The sequence below is a fragment of the Neotabrizicola shimadae genome (assembly GCF_019623905.1).
Taxonomy (GTDB): Bacteria; Pseudomonadota; Alphaproteobacteria; order Rhodobacterales; family Rhodobacteraceae; genus Neotabrizicola; species Neotabrizicola shimadae.
In genome coordinates, this window is sequence record NZ_CP069370.1 from 4,132,431 (window position 1) to 4,154,010 (window position 21,580).

The window sequence follows — 21,580 nt, forward strand, 5'->3', positions numbered from 1 at the left end:
CTACTTCTTCTTCGTCGGGGCACCTTCAAGCGTGCCCTTGGAAAAGATCGCCTGCGCCGGGGCGGCGGCGGTCTTGTCCTTCTTCGGCTTCTTCTTTTCCTTGTTGCTGCGCAATTGGCCCTTGGCCATGGCGTCCTCCTCATGACGGGTGGTCGGGGACGGTCTCGGGCAAGAGGTGCCGGGCGGGGCCGCTGCTGAGACTGTGGGCGCGCACACGCGAAGGAGCAAGGGGAAACGGCACCCCGCCGCCGGTCAGGCGTAAAGCGTACCCCAGCGGTGGATGAGCTTGCCCTGAAGGGTGCGGGCGCGCTTCAGCCAGCCGGTCAGGCCGGCGGGCGCCTCGCGGTCCTCGATGGGCAGGGCTTCGCGCCGCGCCTCGTCGGCGGAGAAGATGGCGAAGACCATGACCCGGCCCGAGGGCGGTGCGATCACGCCGGCGAGGCCCGAGACGAAGTTCAGCGTGCCGGTCTTGGCCACCACGCGGATCGGGCTGGATTCGTCGGCCGCGCCCTTGGCATCGCGCATCTTCATATCGCGCAGCAGGCCGGGCAGAGCCGCGCCAGTGGGGGTCTGCATTCCGGCGGCAAGCCCGCGCGCCATGTCGAGCGCGGTGACGCGCGACCCGGTGCCCAGACCCGAATGATCGCCAAAGATCGAGGTCATGCCCAGCCGGGCGGCGGCCCAGCCCTGCATCTCGCGCGCGGAAAGGGCGAGGTCGGGCTGGCCCGAGGCGGTGAGGCCCACGGCTTCGGCGGTGATGTTGGTGGAGAACTTCAGCATGTCCCGGAGCACGGTGGGCAGGTCGTCACTGCCATGCGTGACCAGAACCTGCCCGGCGGGGGACGGGCCGGACATGACCTGCGGCGCGGGCAGGTCGATGCCCTGCGCGGCAGCCAGGGTACGGAAGACCTCGCCCGCGTAAAGCGCGGGCTGGCGCACCGGCAGCCAGCGGCTTCCGCCCTTGCCAAGCGCCGCGCTGGCCACTGTCCAGATTTCTTCGGTGCCGTCCTGCTGATAGGTGAAGATCGGGTGTTCCCGCTTCACCACCGAGGCGCGGGCCATGCCGACCGGTGGAAGGAACCGTTCGCCCCGCGCATCCATCGACAACGCCCAGCCATCGGGCGCGCGCTTCCATTCCAGATTCACGCGGTTGAAGTTCAGGTTCATGCCGGAAAGGGCCGGGTTGTAGCCCACCTGAACCGGCTGGTCGGCGGCGATCTGCGGGATCGTGGGCAGCGCGCCGGCCCAGACCAGAAAGCGCCCGGTGGCCCCTGTGACGCCCGCGGCCTTCAAGGCCGCCGCCATGTCGCCCAGATCGTCGGTGTCGAGCGTGGGATCGCCGCCGCCCGCCAGCACCAGATCGCCCTGCACCTGCCCCTGCAGCACCGGCCCGGTGGCAAGGATTTGCGTCTGGAAGCGATGCGCCGGCCCCAGCCTGTCCAGCGCGAAAAGCGTGGTGATCGCCTTCAGCACCGAAGCGGGGGGAACGACCTCGTTTGCCGAGAGGGATTCGATCACCTGGCCCGTGCCCGCATCCAGCACGACAAGGCCGGTGACGCCGCCCAGCTTTGCCTCGGCCACCAGGGCATCCGGCCCCGGCAGAACCGGCAGGGGCTTGCCGCCGCGCGGCACCGGACGGGGGGAGGTGACGGGCGCCTCGGCCCAGGCGGGCAGCGCCGCGCCGGCCAGAAGCCCGGCCATAAGCCCGCGCCGGGAGATCACCGCTGCCACTCCCCTCGCGCGCGGATCGCGCTGGACGAGGCCGGGTGCATCGGCAGGTTCACGAAGGCCCAGGCCGGTGCACGGCGGAGACGGAGGCTTTCGCCGCGCTCGACCTCATGCGCGCGCATGGACCGGGCGGCCTTGGACAGGCGCGCGCGCGCGCCCCAGCCGGGCCGGGCCAGCACGCCGACCGGCACCATTTGCAGGATGTCGCGCCAGCGTTGCCAGCGGGTGAACTGCACCAGATTGTCTGCGCCCATGAGCCACACGAAATGCACGCCGGGATAGATCGCCTGAAGGCGTTCGAGAGTCGCGGCGGTATAACGTGTCCCGAGCCGCGCCTCCAGATCGGTGACCTTCACGCGCGGATCACGCATGAGCGAGCGGGCCCGCGCCAGCCGTTCGGGCATCGGCGCCGGGCCGTTCACCTTGAGCGGGTTGCCGGGGCTGACCAGCCACCAGACCTGGTCCAGCCCCAGCCGCTTCAACGCCTCGCGGGTGATATGGACATGGCCGTCATGGGCCGGGTCGAAGGACCCGCCCAGAAGCCCGATCACCATGCCCCGGCTTGCCGGGGGAAAGCCCTGTCGTGGCGCCATCTGCCTGTTCCGTCATCGGCTTGCACGCCCACCCTTCTGGGTTCACCTTGCGGCCATGTCCAGCCCCGCACCGACCATCGCCCCCGTCGACCCCGATGCGCCCGAGGCGCGCGCCTGCCTGTCGGCCTATCTGGCGCTGTTGCGCGACCGCATTCCCGGCATCACCGCCGCCCATGTGCCAGACCCGGACCCCGAGGCGGGCAGCTACCGCCCGCCGAAAGGCGCCTTTCTTCTTGCGCGCGAAGGGGGGCGCGCTGTGGCCTGCGTGGCGCTGAAGCCCGTGGATGCGGCGACCGGCGAGGTGAAGCGGCTGTGGGTGGCAGAGGAGGCGCGCGGCCGGGGACTGGCCCGCGCCATGATGGCCGCGGTGGAGGCCGAGGCCCGCCGGCTGGGCCTTGCCCGCCTGCGGCTGGACACCAACGAGAGCCTGCCCGAGGCGATTGCACTGTATCGCCGTCTGGGCTGGTCGGAGATCGCGCCCTTCACCCCGTTTCCGGCGACACACTGGTTCGCAAAGGACCTGTGACCGATTGCCCTTTCGCCCCCGTGCGACTATCTGGTGCCCGTCCACCCGAATGCCGCGGAGAGAGAAATGGCCAGCTACCAGTATGTCTATCACATGGATGGCGTCTCCAAGACCTATCCCGGCGGCAAGAAGTGCTTTGAGGATGTGCGGCTGAACTTCCTGCCCGGCGTGAAGATCGGCGTCGTGGGCGTGAACGGGTCGGGCAAGTCGACGCTTCTGCGGATCATGGCGGGCATCGACAAGGATTTCAAAGGCGAGGCCTGGGCCGCCAAGGGCGCCAAGGTGGGCTACCTCCAGCAGGAGCCCGAGCTTGACCCGACGCTGGACGTGAAGGGCAACGTCATGCAGGGCGTGGCCGCCAAGACCGCGATCCTGGAACGCTACAACGAACTGGCCATGAACTACTCGGACGAGACCGCCGAGGAGATGGCGCAGCTGCAGGACCAGATCGACGCGCAGAACCTGTGGGAGCTGGAAGCGCAGGTCGGCGTGGCGATGGACGCGCTGCGCTGCCCGCCAGACGATGCCGACGTGACCACGCTGTCGGGCGGCGAACGGCGCCGCGTGGCGCTGTGCCGGCTTTTGCTGGAAGCGCCGGACATGCTGCTTCTGGACGAACCGACCAACCACCTTGATGCCGAGTCCATCGCCTGGCTGCAGAAGCACCTGATCGACTATCGGGGCACCATCCTGATCGTCACCCACGACCGTTACTTCCTGGATGACATCACCGGCTGGATCCTGGAACTGGACCGCGGGCGCGCCATTCCCTACGAGGGCAATTATTCCTCGTGGCTGGACCAGAAGGCCAAGCGGCTGCAACAGGAAGCGCGCGAGGACAAGTCGCGCCAGAAGGTGCTGGAAAAGGAACTGGAATGGATCCGCGCCGGCGCCAAGGCGCGGCAGGCCAAGTCCAAGGCGCGTATCCAGCGCTACAACGAACTGGCCGGCCAGACCGTGCGCGAACGCGCGAGCGTGGCGCAGATCATCATCCCGAACGGCGAGCGTCTCGGGTCCAAGGTGATCGAGGTCACGGGGCTGAAGAAGCACATGGGCGACAAGCTTCTGATCGAGGACCTGACCTTCACCGTGCCTCCGGGCGCCATCGTCGGCATCATCGGCCCGAACGGCGCCGGCAAGTCCACGCTGTTCCGCATGATCACCGGCCAGGAGCAGCCCGACGAGGGCACGATCACGCTGGGCGAAACCGTGCAGCTGTCCTATGTGGACCAGAGCCGCGATGCGCTGGACCCCAACAAGACCGCCTGGGAGGAAATCTCGGGCGGGTCCGAGGTGATCCACCTTGGCGACATGGAGATCAACTCGCGCGTCTATACCGGCGCCTTCAACTTCAAGGGCACCGACCAGCAGAAAAAGGTGGGCCTGCTGTCAGGCGGCGAGCGCAACCGCGTTCACCTGGCCCGGATGCTGCGGGCCGGCGGCAATGTCATCCTGCTGGACGAACCGACCAACGATCTGGACGTGGAAACCCTGCAGGCGCTGGAAGCCGCCATCGAGGATTTCGCGGGCTGCGTCATGGTGATCAGCCACGACCGCTATTTCCTTGACCGCCTGTGCACCCACATCCTCGCCTTCGAGGGCGACGCCCATGTGGAATGGTTCGAGGGCAACTTCGAGGCCTATGAGGAAGACAAGGTGCGTAGGCTGGGGCCGGATTCGATCGAGCCGAAGCGGGTGAAGTACAAGCGGTTTGCGAGGTAGGGATGTGTCGGACTCCGCCCTCGTCAAGCTCCACGAGCTCTCCTGTCGCTGGTCCGCACGATGTCGCAAAACAAGTGTGGCCAAGCAGAGCTGTTCCTGACCATGCCCCTCGCAGCCTGACGATGAGCAAGCCTTAGCGAGTGAGTTCTTGGGCTGGGTTCCACCCCGCTAGTGTTCCGTGAGCCGTCAATGACGATTCGCGCGCCCCTCCGCGCTCCGACAAAGTGGGCGTCTGGTGGACGACGTGCAGGCGTGGCTGGCGAAATGCTTGATTTTTGCAACGGATCCGCCGGCGCCATTTACAGGCTGAAGCATAGGCAATCTTGCTTCAGCCCTTCCGCGCCGCCGAAGCTATGCCTTTGAGATCGCCCGTCGGCCTTGTCCGAAGCCATCCCCGCGCCCCCCGGAGCGGGCCATTGCCGGGGCGCGAGGCAGCGGTCAGGGGAGGGGTCAGCCGTCCTGGCGGACGATGTCCGAGATCAGCACATCGGTGACGATCTGCCCCAGGGCCACCTGGGCCGCCTCTTTCAGGGCCTGGCGCAGCGGCGACAGTGCGGCGCCTTCGGTGAAACCGCCGTCGAAGCCGCCGGCGTTCGCGTGGTCGAACAGCACTTGCAGCAATGCGTCACGCAGCTTGGGCTCTTTTGCATAGACCTCTTCGCTTTGACCGGGCCGCACCTCCAGGCTGAGGGACAGGATGACCAGCGAGCCGACCTGGCCGTCGCGCAGGATCGGCACCACAAACTGATTGCTCAGCTTGACATATTCCGGTGCTTCGTCCGGCGCTGGGGCCTCGGCGCCGTGATCGGATTCACCGGGTGTTTCAGCTTCGGGCTTCAGCAGGCTGCCGGCGCCAACGCCGGCGGCGAGGGAGACCAGCGGAACGAGAAGGATCAGGATCTTCTTCATCAGCCTGACCTCAGTAGGGCAGTATGGCGTCGGTCACCTGCTGGCCATAGCGCGGCATCTGGACGTCGCTGATCTGGCCCCTGCCGCCATAGGAAATGCGCGCGCCGGCGATCTTGTCATAGGTGATCTCGTTCTTGCGGGAGATGTCCGACGAGCGGACGAATCCGGTGACGGTCAGTTCCCGGAGTTCGTTGTTCACCCGAACCTCCTGCTGGCCCTCGATGCGAAGCGCGCCATTGGGAAGCCGTTCCACGACGGTCGCCGCGATGCGCAGGGTGAGCTTTTCGTTTCTGCGGACCGAGCCGTCTCCCTGATAGTCGGAGTTCGAGCTGATCTCGACCGCGGGGTCCAGGGTCGCGCCGTCCGGAAGAATGGCGGCGGCCCGTTGTGGCAGGCCGAAGAAGGCAGGAATGTCCAGCTCTTCCGACCCCTCGCGGCTTTGGTCGGTGCGGTTCGAAATCTCGGCTTCGTCGTCGATGGCGATGACGACGGTCAGGATATCCCCCGCCCGTGCGGCGCGCGGGTCGGCGTAGAGTGAGTCCGGCCCGTCCGTCCACAGCGAGGATTCGGCGCCGGGGCCGGTGTCCAGAAGGGTGTCGGACACGGGAACGGTGTACATGGCGGCGCTTTGGCTGCCCCGTTCGACCTCGGAGAAGGAGGGCGGCCCGCCGAAGTGATCGAACCGGGCGCAGGCCGCGGTGGCAAGCAGCACAAGAAGTATGGCTCTGGTCATGGGTTCCCTCAACTTCCCGGGGCCACGTGGACGGTGCCGTCCGAGGCCGCAATCCCGAAGAGCACGGCGCGGGAGCCGGCATTGATGACACGCAGGGACTCTCCGATCGCGGCGCGGTCAAGCGCGCGGCCTTCGGCTTCGATGGTCAGCCCCCCGACGGAATAGGCCAGGACGACGATCTGGTTGCGTTCGATCACGGCGGGGGGACCGATGTCTTCGGCCAGGATGGGCCGTCCGGCATAGATGGTCTTGCGCGCTTCCTTTCCCACGGCCTCCTGTGGGCGCAGGACGGCACCGGGGAGGTCCTGCGCGACGAGGACGAGATCGGCTGGCGCGATGATGCTGCGGGCGCGGATGACCCGAGCGGCGACGACGCTTTCGGCGAGGATCCCGGTCGGGACGAGGCTGGCCAGGAGGGCGAGAACGGCGATCCGCATCAGCGCACCTGGGTGGTGGCGGCGAGCATCTGATCGGTCGCGGTGATCACCTTCGAGTTCAACTCGTACCCGCGCTGCGCCTTGATCAGTTCGGTGACCTCGCGCACGGCATCGACCGAGCTGTCCTCGAGATAGCCCTGGCGCAGCCATCCCAGCCCGTCTTCGCCGGGCAGACCCTCGACCGGCCCGCCCGACGCCTCGGATTCGATGAACAGGTTGGAGCCGACGGCTTCGAGACCCTTTTCGTTCGCGAAGCTTGCGAGCGTGAGCTGCCCGAGCGCCTGGGCTTCCGGTTCTCCTTCGAAATAGGCGTAGACTTCACCGTCCGCATTGATGGACAGGCTTTTCGCATCTGCGGGGATGGTGATCCCCGGCGCCACCTCGTAGCCATCGGCGGTCACGATCAGGCCTTCGGCCGTGCGTTTCAGGGCCCCGTCGCGCGTGAAGGCGGCCGTGCCCGAGGGCAGGTTCACCTGAAGATAGCCGGCGCCTTCGATGGCAAGATCGAGGTCGCCGCTCGTTTGCGTCAGCGCCCCCTGGGACAGGACCACCGAAACGGCAGAGGGCCGGACGCCAAGGCCGATCTGCACGCCGGTGGGCAGGATCGTGCCGTCGCTTGCCGTGACCGTGCCGGGGCGGGCCACCTGCTGATAATGCAGGTCCGCGAAATCGGCGCGGCGGGCGTTGTAGGCGGTTGTCGACATGTTGGCGAGGTTGTTGGCCACGACATCCACGCGCATCTGCTGGGCGCTCATGCCGCTGGCTGCGATCTGCAGGGCGTTCATCGGGGGCTCCTATCGGCCAAGGGTGTCGATCACGAGTTTCAGGCGCTGGTCCTCGCGATCCAGCAGGGATTGACCGAGGTCGTAGGCGCGCTGCACCTCGATCATGCGGGCCATCTCGCTGACCGCGTTCACGTTGCTGTCCTCAAGGTAGCCCTGAAGAAGCGTGCCGTCCTCGGACGGCATGACGGCATCGGCGGAAAAGAGGGCGCCCGTTTCGTGGCGAAGCGAGCTGGGCGTGGCCGGCTGCCACAGGCCGATCCGCCCGATCGGCTGGCCCTCTGCCGTGACCGTCCCGTCGGATCCGATCATGACGGTGCGATCGCCGGGGGGCACTGCGAGGGGCGCCCCGCCTTCATCCAGAAGCCTGTAGCCGTCGCGCGTGGCAAGTTCGCCCGATGCGAGGGGCGAGAAGCTGCCGGCGCGCGTCAGGAACTGCTGTCCACCGGATTCCACCAGGAAGAAGCCGTCGCCCTCGATCGCCATGTCGAAGGAGCCGCCGGTCTGGCTGAGGGCGCCCTGGGTCAGATCGGTCACGCGCGCCGAGGCATGGGCCATGGAGATGGCGCTGCCGTCTTCGAGCCGGTTCACATGCTCTGCGAAGACGACGCCCTCGCGCCGGAAACCGGCGGTGGACAGGTTGGCAATGTTGTTGGCAACGACCGCCAGTTCCTTCATCAGCCCGGATTGGCGTGACAGCACGACGTGACCTGCGGCGTCCATGGTCAGCCCCCTTCGATCATGGGAAGGACGCGCGTGTCGAAGAAGGCCACAAGCGTTCCTGTCATGAAGCTCATGGAAACCCAGAAGACCAGGATCATGACGCCTACTTTTGGAACGAAGGTCAGCGTCATTTCCTGAATCGAGGTCAGGGCCTGAAACAGGCCGACGACAATGCCAACCACCAGGGCGGAAACAAGAAGCGGTGCGGAGATCACCACGGCAATCCAGACCGTTTCCCGGGTGAGGTCGAAAATGACATTCTCGGTCACACCGGCATCCTCAGGATTTCCTGATAGGCCTCGACCACGCGATCACGGACGGTCACGACCGTATCGACGGCCAGTTGTGAGGAGGCGAGCGCCTCGACCAGGGAATGAGGGTCCGCAGCGCCGGTCAAAGCAGCCTTTGCCACATTTTCCCCTTCTGCGAGGGTTTCGGCGAAGCTGGCCGCCGATTTGGCAAAGCCTGCCTCCGGAGTCTGGGTCCCCTGTGCCGGAGATGTGGCGTGGCGGGCCAGTTCGTAGGTCCTGGCCGCGAAGGATGTGTTCAGGTCCATTTCTTTCTCCTTACCGCCTGAGCAGATCGAACAGGCCCTGCGCCATCTGGCGGGCCTGATCGAAGATTCTGAGATTTGCCTCGTATCCCCGCTGGGCTTCGCGGGCGTCTGCGATCTCGATCACAAGGTCGACGTTGGACCCCTGGAAGTGACCGCTTTCATCGGCCAGAGGGTTGCCGGGATCGAAGACCGAACGAAGTTCGCGATTGTCCAGCTGGACAGGCCCGGGAACCACCTGGCGGGTTTCGTGATCCGTGCTGAAGCCGATGACCTTGCGGCGGTAGCCGGGTGTGTCGGCGTTTGCGATGTTCTCGCTGATGTGGCGCAGGCGGGTGGCTTGTGCTTCCATGCCGCTGGCCGAGAGCCCGAGGGAGAGATTCAGATCGCCCATGGCTTACACCCTTCTGCCAAGGGCCAACCGGACGATATCGGACGTCGACCGATAGATCGCCAGGGCCATGGCGTGATCTTGCCGGACCTCTGCCGCCCGGACCAATTCCGTTTCCAGAGAGACGGTGTTGCCATCGAGCGAGGCGATGCCGTCTATTTCGACCGGCGCGGGCGAATCGGTAATTGCCGAGAGATGCCCAGGGCGTGTTTGCCGCAAAGAGGGGGCGCTTTGTTCGAAAACGTCGGAGAAATCCGGCAGATCGCGGGCGCGATAGCCGGGGGTGTCGGCATTCGCGACATTCTCTGCAATCAGGGCGAGGCGTGCCCCGGAATGGGCGGCCAAGGCGCGCGCGAGGCGCGTGACTTCCAGCGGTTCATTCATCGGGGCTTCTCCCTCGACTGGCTTCATCAAGGCTTAAGCTCGATTCGTTTAGAAAGGGTAAGCCGTATGAAGGGGGAATGATCTTGGCGCCCGTGCTTGATAGTCTCGTCCACGCCGTCCAGGAAATCAGGACGCTGCACCGAATTGGCCGGGTGACGGCGGTCTCGCACGGGATGCTGCGCGTGCAAGGACTGGAGCGGAGCGCCGGACTTGGGGATCGGGTCACGGTGAGGGGGGCGCGGACCGCCGCGCCGGGAGAGATTGTCGGACTGGGTGCGGGCGTGACATCCGTTCTGCTTGAGGGCGGCGCCGAGGGGCTTGCCATCGGCGATGCGGTGGAACTTGGTGGCCAGACCGTCATTGCGCCGGATGATCGCTGGATCGGTCGGATCGTGGATTCGCTGGGGCGACCGCTGGATGGCCGCCCCCTGGTTCGTGGACCGGTCGCGCGGCAGTTGCGGTCCGGCCCGCCGGCCGCCACCGAGAGGCGGCGACTGGGCCCGCGTCTTCAGACCGGAACGGCGATCTTCGACACGATGCTGCCGCTTGTCAGAGGACAGCGCATAGGGCTGTTTGCGGGGTCCGGCGTCGGGAAATCAACGCTGCTGGGGCAATTCGCCCGAGGCGTCGCTGCCGATGTCGTTGTCGTTGCCTTGTTGGGAGAGCGGGGCCGCGAACTGCGCGAGTTCACGGAAAGAGTGCTTGGTCCTGCGGGAATGGCGCGTTCGGTCGTGGTCGCCGCGACCTCGGACGAATCCCCACTTGCCCGGCGAAGGAGCGCCTGGACGGCAATGACGGTGGCAGAGCATTTTCGCGACCGTGGGGCCCAGGTGCTGTTGCTGATGGACTCGGTGACGCGCTTTGCCGAGGCTCATCGCGAGATCGCCCTTGCCGCGGGTGAACAGGCATCACTGCGCGGGTTTCCGCCATCCTTGTCGCATGCGGTCATGTCACTGGCCGAACGGGCCGGTCCGGGACCGGAAGGAAAGGGGGACATCACAGCCGTGTTTTCGGTTCTTGTCGCCGGGTCGGACATGGAAGAACCGGTCGCCGATATCGTGCGCGGCGTGATGGATGGACATGTCGTCATGGATCGCCGGATTGCCGAGCGTGGCCGTTTCCCTGCCATTGACCTGCTTCGATCCGTTTCGAGAAGCCTGCCCCATGCGGCATCGGAAGAAGAGAACGCGCTGATAGGGCGTGCAAGGCGCCTTCTTGGCGCCTGGGATCGTGCAGAGATCATGATTCAGGCCGGCCTTTATGCCAAGGGGAGCGATCCGGTCGTGGATGAGGCGATCCGCGTCTTTCCGCAGCTTGATGCCTTCCTTTCCGAGCCTGCCCCGGCCGATGGCATCGAAGGCAGCTTCCGGCGGCTGGAAGAATGCCTGGGAACTGGCTGAGCGAGTGTCTAGTTGTCCCTGAGGTCGCGCAGGAAGCTTACCGTTTGCGAGAGCAATTGGACGGCGCCGCTTTGGGATTGGGCCTGTCGAAGTGACGCAGTTTCATCCATGACGAGGAAGCGGCGGATCAGGGCTTCCCTCGAGCTTTCGTCCGCAAGGGAGGCGGGGTCCTCCGAACCCAGCAAATCCTCTGCCTTCTGTTTCATGACGGACAGCTGCTGATCCAGGTCGATCGACCCAAAGGATGTGGGCAGGGAAAACGCAGTCTCGAACACCTTTCGCAGCGCCGTGTTCCCCAGGATTGCGTACCACTTGGAGTCAACGGAGTTGGACTTCTTTGCAAGCGCTGTCAGCTCTCGGTCTGCATTGAGGGCGAGCCGCAGGCTTTCGTCCTGCTCGCCGACTGCTTCCTCGAAGCGGCGGGCGCGATACTTCTCGATCAGGCCATCCGCGAAATCCGAGAGTTTGGTTCTGGGCGTCGCAAAGTCCCCGAAGCCGAATTCGGATGACAGGGATGCATAGGTCTTGTCAGCGAGCTTCGTCGACAAGGCGTCCACCGACAGGGTTCCGTCTTCGAGAACCTTCCTGATGAAGTAGACATTCGGCAAATCCGCGCCAAGGCCAAAGGCGCCGAGAGCGACTTTCAGAAGCTGGCGATCTGCGACAAGCTCTTCGGCGGTGTCGATGCCGGCGATCTTCTCCCGGAAATGTGCCTCCTCCCTTCGGAACGCGGCATCGGCGGACAATCGCGACATCTGGGAATCGGCAGTGCGCTGCAGATACACCCAGCCGGAATAGCCGGTCGAGGGAAGCAGGGCGGAAAAGCTCATGGCCGGGCGGCGGCAAGAAGCCGCTCTTCGCGTGGGAGCAGGAGGCGGAGTGCCTTCAGGGCCTGGTAGGGCTGCTCTTCCAGAATGGCTCGCGATGCGATCGCCAGTTGGGTCCGGCTGTCGTGATCGGTCAGGACCTGGCTCAACTGTTCGATGCCGCGCAGAAGTTGCGGGCGCGCGGATTCGGGTTCGGCATCTCCGGAAAGGACAAGCTGGGCGACATAGCAGACCCGCCGCACAGGCGTATTCGCCTGATCGGGGTGAATCGCATCGCGCAGCCGAAGAATGCGGGCATTTGGCGTCATGACCGCCAGACGCGATCGGCGATCGCCGTTTTCGATCACGGCCCCGTTGATGAGGACCCGTTCATGTGGCCCGAGTTTGAGAACAAGACCCGTCATCCCGCGTTGCTCCCTCCGGCATCGCCCCTCAGCCCCCGCATGACGGCGGTGTTGATGTCGATCAGGGCATCCACTCCGGCCTTGCCGTCGAGGATCTGGCGGCTTTGGTGGCTGGTGAACTCGTAAAGGTAGAAGAGTTGCGCGCGGAGGCTGGGAGGCAAGCCATTGCCGGCGCCCGCGACATCGACCGCCAGGGCCGACCAGAGCTGTTGGTTTTCGGCAAGTGCCGAGACGAGGCCGGGAAAGTCCGTTCGTCTGCTGCGCCAGGCCTGTGTCAGGCGCTGAGTCGCGCGCGCCAGCAGGTCGTACTCCAGTGTTCTGGGGGCGCGCACGGGGTTGGCGCCGGCATAGGCTGCGCTGGTGAGTTGGCTGATGGTCACGGTGGGCTCGCTTGCTCAGGGGATTTCGAAGGGGACGTGGGGCTGGACGATCCAGCCCCAGCCTCCTCAGCGGAACAGCGAAAGGAGCGACTGCGGCTGCTGGTTCGCGATGGACAGAGCCTGTGTCGACAGCTGCTGCTGCACCTGCAACGCCTGCAGGCGCGCCGACGCCTCCTCCATGTCGGCATCGACGAGCGTGCCGATCCCTGCCTTCAGCGAATCCGTCAGCTTGCTGACAAATTCGCCCTGGATGTCGATGCGGCCCTGGGTCGAGCCGAAGTCCGCCGCCGCGGAGATGGCGGTCTGCAGCATCGACTCGATGTTGCCGAGCGCGGCCTGCGCGCCGGCCTGGGTGGAAACGTCGATCGACGACAGAGCGCCAAGCCCGCCCGCCCCGGCGTTGCTGAACTGTGCGCTGACCGTCAGGTCGTTCGTGCCGTCATTCGTGAAGGACAGTTCGCCCGGGCTTGCGCTGTCGTAATCGATGGTCAGACCTTCGATTCCCAGGCCTTCGACGGCCTGTTTCAGGCCGATGGCCACGATGTCGGCGGCCGTGGTCGAGGCAACATCCTCCTCGGTCACGGTATAGGTCGCGGTCTTCCCGCCGATCGAGAGCGAAACCTTGTCGCCTGCAGCGAAGGCATCCGTGCTGTCATCGATCACGATCAGGCCCGTGCCGCCGCCGCTGTCGATGGCGAAGCCCGCCGTGTCGTTGTTCGTCGAGGCGCCGTCCGATCCGGCGAGAACGCCCTTGGCCGCATAGGCGCCGATGGACAGGTCATGCGCCGTGACCGAGATGGAGGAGACCGCGACGTTCGAGCCCGACCGATCGAGCGATGCGAGCACCGAGACCGAGCTTTGCGATCCATCGACAAGGTTCAGGCCGTTGAACTGCGCCGCGCTGACCACCGAAGAGATCTGGTCGCGCAGGGCCGAGATATCCGTCTGGATCTTGCCGCGATCAACGTTCGCTTCCTGGGCGGCAACGATCTTGCCCTTCACCTTGGTCAAGAGGTCGGTGACGGTCTCCGCGGCCTGCCGGGCCACGGCGAGCGTCGACGAGCCGAGCGCCAGGCTGTCGGAGATGCCCTTGAAGCCCTGCACATCGGCTTCCATGACCTTGGAGATCGACCAGATGGCTGCGTTGTCGCGCGCGGTGGCGACGGTCTTGCCGGTCGAGATTTCGGACTGGGTGGCGTTCAGCCCGGCGTTGATCGACTTCATGGTTTGCAGCGCGACCATCGCGCTGGTGTTCGTCAGAATGGAAGACATGTGCTATTCCTCGCTTGCCTGGCGCTTTGCGCCGGCGGGTTGAGCACCGGGGGACCGGTGCAGGAACAGGCTTTTTGGCCCTTGCGGAGGGGAGACCCCTTTCGCGCCACCCCGTCCGGGATGCAGGGCGATTGAAGCGCGGTGTCTCCTAAGGAAGGCTGAACGCTTTGGGCAAAGCGTGAAGCATTTGAGCGAGTTCTAGTACCGTCTTGCGACGGAGGGGGCGGGTCGAAGGCCGCTGCGCCGGCCCGCCCCGTCATAGGTGACGGCCTGCCGGGCTGCGCGGATGTCTGACAGTCTTGCCTGTGCCGAGCGGATGCCACGCGCCGCCGCTTCGAGCTGGCGCTTCAGGTTTCGTACCTCTTGACGCATCCCCTCCGGGTCGGGAGGCAGCGCAACCGCCGCAGCCTCAATCGCCGCTTCCAGGGACGCCGCGGCTTCCGGGAGTTCTGCCAGCCGACCCTCGCGCAGGAGGCGTGACACCGCGGCGCAGGCCGCCGAGACGTCATCCCAGGATTTCATCTCCAGCCTCCGTCGCAAGGGAGCGAAAGATCGCTTCCGAAAGCCCGATTCCACCCGACCGCGCGACCTGGTCGGCCAGTCGCTCGCGAAGGAACGACGCGAAGGGATCCGGACCTGCCTCCCCCGAACCAGGGGACAAGCCCTGGTCCAGCCCGGCATGTGCCAGCATTTCCGAAAGAAAGACCGCCTCAAGCTGGACCGCCCGTCGCTGAAGGGGTGTTGGGCTGTGCAGGCCTGAAATGGCGGGTGGGGAGGTGAGCTGCATCGAATGTCCTTTCTGCAGATTTTCCCCGTTATTCCCCCTTGCCAGTAAACAGCCGGTAACCCGCTCCGTTGGATAGAGGCATCCATGGAACCCGACGGTAGCCCAATGGACCGAGCTCTTGCCCTGCCTCATAGCCCTCAAGTGGTCGCCTTTGCAGAACTCCCGAAGGGGTCTGCACCGGAGGTCGATGCCGATCCCTTCCTTGTGTTGGTCGAGGAAGAGGCGGATGGCGGATCGAATAGGGGTGTCGGCTGGGACCCGGCTGTCGCGTTGCCGGCTGCGGACGCTCTCGCTCTGCTGACGATCCTCCCGGCCCGCGGCAGCGCCGTGTCGAACGGCGCCCATGTCCATAGCGAGCAGGGATCGGGGTCATCTGACCCTGAGGCGATGGCCGCCGATACGTCAGGCAAGACCAGGCCTCAGGCTGCCCCTGACACCCGGGCAATTGCGGTGGAACCTGTACCTGTTGCGACCGAAGGCGCACCTGATGGTCTGCCGATACAGGAGACGACCGCCGCCCCCAGTACGATCCCGGCACCGACAGGCGCTGGGCAGACGGGTGGAACGCAGACAGTCAGTGGGGACAGTGGAAGGCCAGACCCGGGCAGGCCAGACTTGGGGAGGCGAGAGGCGGAGAGAGCGGTTCCGAACTCGCAGACCCGCCCTCTCGGTGCCGACCAGGCTGAAGCCCAAGTCCCTGAACGGGCCACCCGCAATGCCTGGGTCAGGCCAATACCGGGGCCCGGCGCGGAGTTGTCGGGTTTGGCCAGAGTGGACCCAGTTGACCCACCTCGCATGTCAGACCCCGGAAGTCCTCCGCCCGATCCGCGCGCCAGTGGGCCGGCCCTTGTCTTGAGCCTGCGGTGGGTTCCCGATCCGGTCCCGCCGCCGCCGCCGACTTCCCTTGCCCAGGCGACCCAAAGCCAGGCAGATCACGGTTTGCATCACGCGCTTTGCCGTCCCGTCTTGACGGCATCTCCGACCGCCCCCCTTGCGGGAAAGGCCGGCGGCACGACCGAGCTTGAACTGGATCTTGCCGAGCTTGGACCCGTCCGGATGCGGATCAAGGACAAGCGCGGGCGGCTGGCGCTGCATGTGCTTGCCGACCATCCGGCAACGCTCGAACTCTTGCGACGTCATGCAGACGAACTGACGGGGTCTCTCAGGGAGGCCGGCTTTGCCGACACGACACTCAGTTGGGGCTCGGCCAAGGCTGGCAAAGATGCCGAACCGTCGGCGTCGCCTGCAAGTCTCGCGGACCTGTCCGGCGCCGAAACACGTGCCGCCGCGCAGGACCGCGACCTATACATTCTGCTTTGACGGGGAAACTCCATGACAACGGCAATCTCTCCCGTGGCCAGTGGCGCACCATCCGCCATGACCGCAGCACAGTCCACAAGTTCGGACTATCAGATGTTTCTGAAGATGATGACGGCGCAGATTCGCAACCAGGACCCGCTGAATCCCATGGATTCCACGGCCTATGCCACCCAACTTGCCACCTTTACCGGGGTTGAGCAGCAGGTGCGCGCGAACCAGTTGCTGGAGGGCCTTTCCACCCAGTTCAGCGTTCTTGGCATGGCGCAGCTTGCCGGATGGGTGGGGCAACAGGCGCGGGCGGACGTGCCCGTCGCATTCGATGGCAGCACGCCGATCACCATTTCACCCAATCCGGCATTGGGCGCGACCGACGCCGTGCTTGTCGTCCGAGATGAGGATGGCGCGGTCGTTTCGCGCGAAACCCTTCCCGTCTCATCGGCGCCCTATCTGTGGCTGGGCGCGGACATCGCGGGCAACCCTCTGCCGGCTGGCACCTACCGACTGGAGCTTGAAAGCTATGGCGGCGAGACGCTCCTCGCGACCTCGCCGGTGGAATCCTATGCCACGATCATCGAGGCGCAGGCCGGTCCCAACGGAATAAGGCTGCTGCTTGCCGGAGGGGAGAGTGTTGACGCCACATCTGTCACAGCCCTGCGCCGTGTTTGACCTGGCTGGCAGAAAGCTGATGTGCCTGCCGTGCCACTTCAGAGCAAGGCGCCGATCGCCACGCCGCCAGCAAGGGCCGCTGCGGCCAGAACCCAGGGCCAGACCCGGCGCCCGGCGGGCTTGGGGGCGGTCTCTTTCGGTGTGGCCTGCGCGATCAGGATCGCTTCGACCATGCGAGGCAGGCGGGGGCCGAACCGCGCCAATACGCGGGCTGTTTCCCGCAGGTCGCGCAACGTGGCCAATGGCCCCACGTTCTTTGTGATGTAGCCTTCGACGATGGGTTTTGCGACCTCCCAGATGTTGATGTGCGGGTCGAGGCGACGCGCCACGCCTTCGACCACCACCATCGTCCGTTGCAGCAGGATCAGTTCGGTGCGTGTCTGCATCCCGAACCGCTCGGTCACCTCGAACAGATAGGCCAGCAGACGGCTCATGGAAATGCGGCTGGCATCCATGCCGAAGATCGGTTCGCCCACCGCCCGCAAGGCGCGCGCGAACTCGTCGATATCGCGGTCGGCGGGCACGTAGCCCGCCTCGAAATGAACTTCGGCCACCCGGCGATAGTCCTTGCGGATGAAGCCCATCAGGATCTCGGCATAGACGCGGCGGGTGTATTCGTCGATCCGGCCCATGATGCCGAAGTCATAGGCGATGATGTCGCCGTTCGCCGCGACCTTGAGGTTGCCCTGGTGCATGTCGGCATGGAAGTAGCCGTCACGCAGGGCATGGCTGAGGAACAGCTGCAGCACCCGCGCACCCAGCACCTGCCGGTCATGCCCCGCCGCATCGAGCGCGGCGTTGTCGGCCAGAGGCAGACCCTCTGCCCAGTCCAGCGTCATCACCCGCCGTCCGGACAGATACCACAGCGGCCGTGGCACCTGGATTCCGACGTCCTTCTCTGTGTTCGCGGCGAATTCTGCCGCGGCCGAGCTTTCCAGCCGAAGATCCAGCTCGCCCATGACGACGCCCTCGAAATGTGCGATCACATCCATCGGCCGCAACCGGCGCGAAGACGGGGCGAGGGTTTCGATGACGCGAGCCGCGAAGTAGAAGGCGTCGATGTCCTTGCGGAAGGCCCGTTCGATATCGGGGCGCAGCACCTTGACCGCGACTTCGGCCCCGGTGTCGGCCAGCCTTGCGCGATGCACTTGCGCAATGGAGGCCGCTGCAACCGGTTCGGAAAACTCGCTGAAGGCCTGGTCGACACGAATGCCCAGTTCGGCTTCGATGGTCCCTTTCGCTATCGCGATGGGAAAGGGAGGCAGCTGATCCTGAAGATAGCGCAATTGTTCGGCCAGTTCGTCGCCTACGATATCGGGGCGAGTCGACAGGATCTGCCCGAACTTGATGTAGGCCGGTCCAAGCGCCGTGATCGCCCGGGTCAGCGGCGGCAGCGCGGGGTCTCCCCTCAGGCCAAGCCAGGCAAAGGGCCAGCCGAGCACCCGCGCCAGGACCCGCAGCCTTGGCGGCGCGCTGAATGCTTCCAGCACCACGCCTATGGCGCCTGCCCGCTCCAGCGTTGCCAGGGTGCGGACCAGACGGACGATGTTATGAGGGCCCCTCACCTAGATCTTCCACCCCGAATGCAGGGCCGCCACGCCCATGGTCAGGTTGCGGAACTTGACCTGCGAAAAGCCCGCCTGCCGGATCATGGTGGCAAAGCTTTCCTGATCCGGAAACTTCCGGATCGATTCGACCAGATACTGATAGCTGTCGCGATCGTTCGCCACGATCTGCCCCATGACGGGAATGACGTTGAAGCTGTAGCGGTCGTACAGCCATTGCAGCAGGTCATTCGGGATCTGGCTGAACTCCAGCACCATGAGCCGTCCGCCCGGTCGCAGGACGCGGTAGGCTTCCTTCAGCGCATCGGCGATACGGGTCACGTTCCTGATGCCGAAGCTGATGGTGTAGACGTCAAAACTGGCCGAGGGCAGCGGCAACGCCATCGCGTCCCCGACAACCCAATCCAGCCGGTCGGACATGCGGTCGGCCTCGGCGCGCTTGCGCCCTTCGACCAGCATGGACTCGGTCATGTCAAGAACAACGGCGCTGGAGCCCGGCGCCCGCCCCAGGAAACGGAAGGCCACATCCCCCGTTCCGCCCGCAACATCCAACAGGCGCTGGCCTGGACGCGGGGCGAGCCAGTCCATCATCGCGTCCTTCCAGAGCCGGTGCACGCCCCCCGACATCAGGTCGTTCATGATGTCGTAGCGGTTCGCCACCCGTGTGAAGACGCCATGGACCAGGCCGGCCTTGTCGGCCTCGGACACGGTCTGAAAGCCGAAATGCGTGGTTCCGTTCTTGGTATCGGTCATGCCCTGCGGCCTTGAAGGTTCCGGGTTCCCGCTTCCTTATAGGTCGCGGGGCGCCCGCTGCAATGCGCCCGTCTGTCCGGTGGGGGAAGATGCCCGAACTGCCCGAAGTCGAAACCGTGCGTCGGGGCCTGGAACCGGTGATGACCGGCCAGATCATCCGTCTGGCGCAGGTCAACCGTCCCGACCTGCGCTTTACCTTGCCGGACCGCATGGCGGAGCGGTTGACCGGCGCGCGCGTCGAACAGTTGCGCCGCCGGTCGAAGTACATCCTCGCCGACCTGTCCACGGGCGAGACGCTTCTCATTCACCTTGGCATGTCTGGTCGGATGCTTGTGTCCGGTGTTCAGCTTGGTGCCTTTCATCATGACCATCCCGCGCCTCAGAAACACGATCATGTCGTGTTCGACATGGAGAGGGGCGCCCGCGTGACGTTCAACGATGCACGCCGGTTCGGCGCGATGGATCTGATGCCAACCGCGGCCACAGACGCGCATCCCTTGCTGGCGAGCCTTGGCCCCGAGCCCCTGGGCAATGCGTTCGATGAGGACTACCTCTTCAACAGGCTCAAGGGCCGGGCCACCCCGATCAAGGCCGCATTGCTGGATCAGCGGGTCGTGGCAGGGCTCGGCAACATCTACGTTTGCGAAGTGCTCTACCGCGCCGGCATCGACCCCCGGCTCCTTGCCGGCCAGATCGAGGAAGCCCGGTTGCGGCAGATCGTGCCCCTGGTGCGTGAGGTACTGGCCGAAGCCATCGCGGCCGGAGGGTCATCGCTGCGCGATTACCGGCAGGCGGATGGCGAACTCGGCTATTTCCAGCACGCCTTTCGGGTCTACGACCGCGAAGGACAGCCCTGCTCAGCGCCGGGCTGTGCGGGCACCATCGCCCGTGTCGTGCAGTCGGGCCGGTCCAGCTACTTCTGCCCCGGGTGCCAGAGGTGACTTGCCAAGACCCGGCGGCCTGCTAGGAGTCCGTCTGCCGAAAAGCGAAGGGAACCGCCGATGGCCTACGAGACGATCATCGTCGAGATCGAGGATTACACCGCACTCATCCGGCTCAACCGGCCCGAGGCGATGAATGCTCTGAACTCGCAACTCATGCGGGAACTGGCCGAGGCGATGCGTCTTGCGGATGCAAACGATCAGGTACGGTGCATCGTGGTGACCGGCTCGGAAAAGGCGTTCGCTGCCGGAGCGGATGTCAAGGAAATGGCGTCCAAGACCTATTCCGAGGTGTTCTTCGACAACCTGTTCGGCCCCGAGGCCGAGGCCATCGCGTCGATCCGCAAGCCTGTTGTCGCGGCCGTTTCCGGCTATTGCCTGGGCGGTGGGTGCGAGCTGGCGATGATGTGCGATTTCATTGTTGCTGCCGACACGGCGAAGTTCGGGCAGCCCGAAATCAACCTGGGCATCGTCGCCGGCATGGGGGGCACGCAGCGCCTGACGCGGGCGATCGGCAAATCCAAAGCCATGGACATGAACCTGACGGGGCGCTTCATGGAGGCGGCAGAGGCCGAACGCGCGGGCCTTGTAAGCCGCGTGGTGCCGGCCAAGTCGCTGATCGAAGAGGTCAAGAAGATCGCGGCGCGTATCGCGGAGAAGTCCTCGATCACCGCGATGATGGTGAAGGAGGCGGTCAACCGTTCTCAGGAGACCGTCCTGTCGGAGGGCCTCTTGTTCGAGCGTCGGATGTTCCATTCGGCCTTCGCGACCGAGGACCAGAAGGAGGGCATGGCCGCCTTCCTTGAAAAGCGCCAGCCGCAGTTTCGCGACCGCTGACGCTTCGGTCTTTCCTTTCCTCGGATTATGGCCTATAGGCCCGGCCCACATGCGCGTGAGCCCGCTTAGGCAGATTCGTTCCCGTCCCGTTGTGGCGGGCCTTGGGTCTTTCGTGCGCCAGACAAAGACACAGACCAAGGACAAGCCAGATGGCCAATACCGAACAGTCCAAGAAGCGCGCCCGCCAGTCGGAAGCACGCTATGCCGTGAACAAGGCGCGCCGTTCGCGCATCCGCACTTTCGTTCGCAAGGTTGAAGAAGCGATTGCCTCGGGCAACGTTGAAGCCGCCGCCGCCGCCCTGAAGGCCGCTCAGCCTGAACTCGCCCGCGGTGTGACCAAGGGTGTGCTTCACAAGAACACCGCATCGCGCAAGGTCTCGCGCCTTGCCTCTCGTGTGAAGGCGATGTCGGCTCCGGTCGCCGCCGAATAATCCTGCGCGCCCGATTCGGGCGGCGGAGGGATATGGCAGGGCGTCCCGTCAAGGGGCGCCCTTCTGCTTTTCTGGCCCCCTGCCTGGTGGCGTTGCCGATTTGCAAGGCTGCCGGGATTCGGCAATGCGCCCCCCCCTGTCAAGCGCGATGTTCGGTTGCCGCCGATCACGGCGCCGCGATACCGTCCCTTCATGCGATTCACATCGCCTGGGGAACAGGTCGGATCGCGGACGGATGACTGTGCCCGGTTGCTGCCAAGCTGATCGTCGGGGGCAAGATATCCGTTCGGGATCAAGAGGTTAAGCTGCTCGGTCGCGCTGACCGTCAAAGATAGTTGCAAGGGATCGCGCCGTGATTTGGCGCTGCCCTTGTTATGAGAGCGTGTGCCGCAATCGTGGCTACGCTTCCTGCTGTCTTTGTCGTGGAAGCCTGCAGCACAGGAGCGTGGATCAGAGCAGAAGAACGAACAAGGCGGAGCCGGGCTGTCCCGGCGGGGGACCGCCGAGGGAAACAGA

At 65.4% G+C, this 21,580-nt stretch carries 27 protein-coding genes; 8 read left to right on the top strand and 19 right to left on the bottom strand.

Features of this window, described 5'->3' with window-relative positions; translation table 11 throughout:
* From JO391_RS21640 to JO391_RS20055, 3 genes are all read right to left on the bottom strand, one after another.
* Positions 1-129, bottom strand: a complete 129-nt coding sequence (locus JO391_RS21640) for a hypothetical protein (RefSeq protein WP_259444771.1) — start codon at positions 127-129, stop codon at positions 1-3.
* A 123-nt stretch (positions 130-252) separates the two neighbouring features.
* Positions 253-1,722 carry a D-alanyl-D-alanine carboxypeptidase/D-alanyl-D-alanine endopeptidase gene (gene dacB / locus JO391_RS20050; RefSeq protein ID WP_310795056.1) on the bottom strand — a complete coding sequence of 490 codons (1,470 nt, stop codon included), beginning with the start codon at positions 1,720-1,722 and terminating at the stop codon, positions 253-255.
* Positions 1,719-2,282 carry a nicotinate-nucleotide adenylyltransferase gene (locus JO391_RS20055; protein WP_259444924.1) on the bottom strand — a complete coding sequence of 188 codons (564 nt, stop codon included), beginning with the start codon at positions 2,280-2,282 and terminating at the stop codon, positions 1,719-1,721. The genes dacB and JO391_RS20055 overlap by 4 nt, the downstream gene beginning before the upstream one ends.
* 94 nt (positions 2,283-2,376) lie before the next feature.
* On the opposite strand from JO391_RS20055, the gene JO391_RS20060 reads away from it, so the two are divergent.
* Together JO391_RS20060 and ettA are read left to right on the top strand one after the other, a co-directional pair.
* Positions 2,377-2,847, top strand: coding sequence for a GNAT family N-acetyltransferase (locus JO391_RS20060; RefSeq protein WP_259444772.1), 471 nt, complete (start codon positions 2,377-2,379; stop codon positions 2,845-2,847).
* Between the two features lie 66 nt (positions 2,848-2,913).
* Entirely contained in the window at positions 2,914-4,569 is a 1,656-nt protein-coding gene (gene ettA, locus JO391_RS20065) for an energy-dependent translational throttle protein EttA (protein WP_220662160.1), read from the top strand.
* A gap of 450 nt (positions 4,570-5,019) precedes the next feature.
* Here ettA and JO391_RS20070 read toward each other — a convergent pair whose 3' ends face one another.
* The 9 genes from JO391_RS20070 to JO391_RS20110 are packed head-to-tail and all read right to left on the bottom strand — an operon-like array spanning position 5,020 to position 9,481.
* Positions 5,020-5,481 carry a flagellar basal body-associated FliL family protein gene (locus JO391_RS20070; RefSeq protein WP_220664648.1) on the bottom strand — a complete coding sequence of 154 codons (462 nt, stop codon included), beginning with the start codon at positions 5,479-5,481 and terminating at the stop codon, positions 5,020-5,022.
* A gap of 7 nt (positions 5,482-5,488) precedes the next feature.
* Entirely contained in the window at positions 5,489-6,211 is a 723-nt protein-coding gene (gene flgH / locus JO391_RS20075; protein ID WP_220662161.1) for a flagellar basal body L-ring protein FlgH, read from the bottom strand.
* Between the two features lie 8 nt (positions 6,212-6,219).
* Complete coding sequence (gene flgA / locus JO391_RS20080) at positions 6,220-6,648, bottom strand: flagellar basal body P-ring formation chaperone FlgA (RefSeq protein ID WP_220662162.1); 429 nt, start codon at positions 6,646-6,648, stop codon at positions 6,220-6,222.
* The gene (flgG, locus tag JO391_RS20085) at positions 6,648-7,433 is read right to left on the bottom strand and encodes a flagellar basal-body rod protein FlgG (RefSeq protein WP_220662163.1); all 786 of its coding nucleotides are present in this window, start codon (positions 7,431-7,433) and stop codon (positions 6,648-6,650) included. The genes flgA and flgG overlap by 1 nt, the downstream gene beginning before the upstream one ends.
* Before the next feature lie 9 nt (positions 7,434-7,442).
* Positions 7,443-8,153, bottom strand: a complete 711-nt coding sequence (locus JO391_RS20090) for a flagellar hook-basal body complex protein (RefSeq protein ID WP_220662164.1) — start codon at positions 8,151-8,153, stop codon at positions 7,443-7,445.
* A gap of 2 nt (positions 8,154-8,155) precedes the next feature.
* Positions 8,156-8,422, bottom strand: coding sequence for a flagellar biosynthetic protein FliQ (locus tag JO391_RS20095; protein ID WP_220662165.1), 267 nt, complete (start codon positions 8,420-8,422; stop codon positions 8,156-8,158).
* Positions 8,419-8,709 (bottom strand): flagellar hook-basal body complex protein FliE, encoded by a 291-nt coding sequence (fliE, locus tag JO391_RS20100; protein ID WP_220662166.1) that lies wholly within the window; start codon positions 8,707-8,709, stop codon positions 8,419-8,421. Before fliE ends, JO391_RS20095 begins: the two co-directional genes overlap by 4 nt.
* Positions 8,710-8,719: 10 nt before the next feature.
* Positions 8,720-9,100: a flagellar basal body rod protein FlgC gene (flgC, locus tag JO391_RS20105; RefSeq protein WP_220662167.1), complete on the bottom strand. Its 381-nt coding sequence runs from the start codon at positions 9,098-9,100 to the stop codon at positions 8,720-8,722.
* A gap of 3 nt (positions 9,101-9,103) precedes the next feature.
* The gene (locus JO391_RS20110) at positions 9,104-9,481 is read right to left on the bottom strand and encodes a FlgB family protein (protein ID WP_220662168.1); all 378 of its coding nucleotides are present in this window, start codon (positions 9,479-9,481) and stop codon (positions 9,104-9,106) included.
* Positions 9,482-9,558: 77 nt separating this feature from the next.
* Here JO391_RS20110 and JO391_RS20115 point away from each other — a divergent pair, with 77 nt between their 5' ends.
* Entirely contained in the window at positions 9,559-10,881 is a 1,323-nt protein-coding gene (locus JO391_RS20115; RefSeq protein WP_220662169.1) for a FliI/YscN family ATPase, read from the top strand.
* A gap of 8 nt (positions 10,882-10,889) precedes the next feature.
* Here the strand turns inward: JO391_RS20115 and JO391_RS20120 are convergent, their stop codons facing one another.
* The 5 genes from JO391_RS20120 to JO391_RS20140 all read right to left on the bottom strand — a co-directional run bounded on the left by JO391_RS20120 (position 10,890) and on the right by JO391_RS20140 (position 14,286).
* Positions 10,890-11,711: a DUF1217 domain-containing protein gene (locus tag JO391_RS20120; protein WP_220662170.1), complete on the bottom strand. Its 822-nt coding sequence runs from the start codon at positions 11,709-11,711 to the stop codon at positions 10,890-10,892.
* Entirely contained in the window at positions 11,708-12,112 is a 405-nt protein-coding gene (gene flbT, locus JO391_RS20125) for a flagellar biosynthesis repressor FlbT (protein ID WP_220662171.1), read from the bottom strand. The genes JO391_RS20120 and flbT overlap by 4 nt, the downstream gene beginning before the upstream one ends.
* On the bottom strand, positions 12,109-12,492 hold the full coding sequence (gene flaF / locus JO391_RS20130; protein WP_220662172.1) for a flagellar biosynthesis regulator FlaF: 384 nt from the start codon (positions 12,490-12,492) through the stop codon (positions 12,109-12,111). Before flaF ends, flbT begins: the two co-directional genes overlap by 4 nt.
* A gap of 66 nt (positions 12,493-12,558) precedes the next feature.
* A complete protein-coding gene (locus JO391_RS20135) occupies positions 12,559-13,764 on the bottom strand; it encodes a flagellin N-terminal helical domain-containing protein (RefSeq protein WP_220662173.1) in 1,206 nt (401 codons plus the stop codon).
* A gap of 198 nt (positions 13,765-13,962) precedes the next feature.
* Positions 13,963-14,286: a hypothetical protein gene (locus tag JO391_RS20140; RefSeq protein ID WP_220662174.1), complete on the bottom strand. Its 324-nt coding sequence runs from the start codon at positions 14,284-14,286 to the stop codon at positions 13,963-13,965.
* Positions 14,287-15,346: 1,060 nt separating this feature from the next.
* Between JO391_RS20140 and fliK the strand changes: the two genes are divergently transcribed.
* Together fliK and JO391_RS20150 are read left to right on the top strand one after the other, a co-directional pair.
* Positions 15,347-15,871, top strand: a complete 525-nt coding sequence (fliK, locus tag JO391_RS20145) for a flagellar hook-length control protein FliK (protein ID WP_259444925.1) — start codon at positions 15,347-15,349, stop codon at positions 15,869-15,871.
* Positions 15,872-15,883: 12 nt separating this feature from the next.
* Complete coding sequence (locus JO391_RS20150; protein ID WP_220662176.1) at positions 15,884-16,537, top strand: flagellar hook capping FlgD N-terminal domain-containing protein; 654 nt, start codon at positions 15,884-15,886, stop codon at positions 16,535-16,537.
* 38 nt (positions 16,538-16,575) lie between these two features.
* On the opposite strand, the gene ubiB is transcribed toward JO391_RS20150, so the two are convergent.
* Both ubiB and ubiE read right to left on the bottom strand, forming a co-directional pair.
* Positions 16,576-18,102: a 2-polyprenylphenol 6-hydroxylase gene (gene ubiB / locus JO391_RS20155; protein WP_220662177.1), complete on the bottom strand. Its 1,527-nt coding sequence runs from the start codon at positions 18,100-18,102 to the stop codon at positions 16,576-16,578.
* Positions 18,103-18,855, bottom strand: a complete 753-nt coding sequence (ubiE, locus tag JO391_RS20160) for a bifunctional demethylmenaquinone methyltransferase/2-methoxy-6-polyprenyl-1,4-benzoquinol methylase UbiE (protein WP_220662178.1) — start codon at positions 18,853-18,855, stop codon at positions 18,103-18,105.
* Positions 18,856-18,944: 89 nt separating this feature from the next.
* On the opposite strand from ubiE, the gene mutM reads away from it, so the two are divergent.
* From mutM to rpsT, 3 genes are all read left to right on the top strand, one after another.
* Positions 18,945-19,796 carry a bifunctional DNA-formamidopyrimidine glycosylase/DNA-(apurinic or apyrimidinic site) lyase gene (mutM, locus tag JO391_RS20165; RefSeq protein ID WP_220662179.1) on the top strand — a complete coding sequence of 284 codons (852 nt, stop codon included), beginning with the start codon at positions 18,945-18,947 and terminating at the stop codon, positions 19,794-19,796.
* A 60-nt stretch (positions 19,797-19,856) separates the two neighbouring features.
* Positions 19,857-20,633 (top strand): enoyl-CoA hydratase, encoded by a 777-nt coding sequence (locus JO391_RS20170; protein WP_220662180.1) that lies wholly within the window; start codon positions 19,857-19,859, stop codon positions 20,631-20,633.
* A gap of 149 nt (positions 20,634-20,782) precedes the next feature.
* Entirely contained in the window at positions 20,783-21,064 is a 282-nt protein-coding gene (gene rpsT, locus JO391_RS20175) for a 30S ribosomal protein S20 (RefSeq protein WP_220662181.1), read from the top strand.
* Positions 21,065-21,580: the final 516 nt, after the last annotated feature.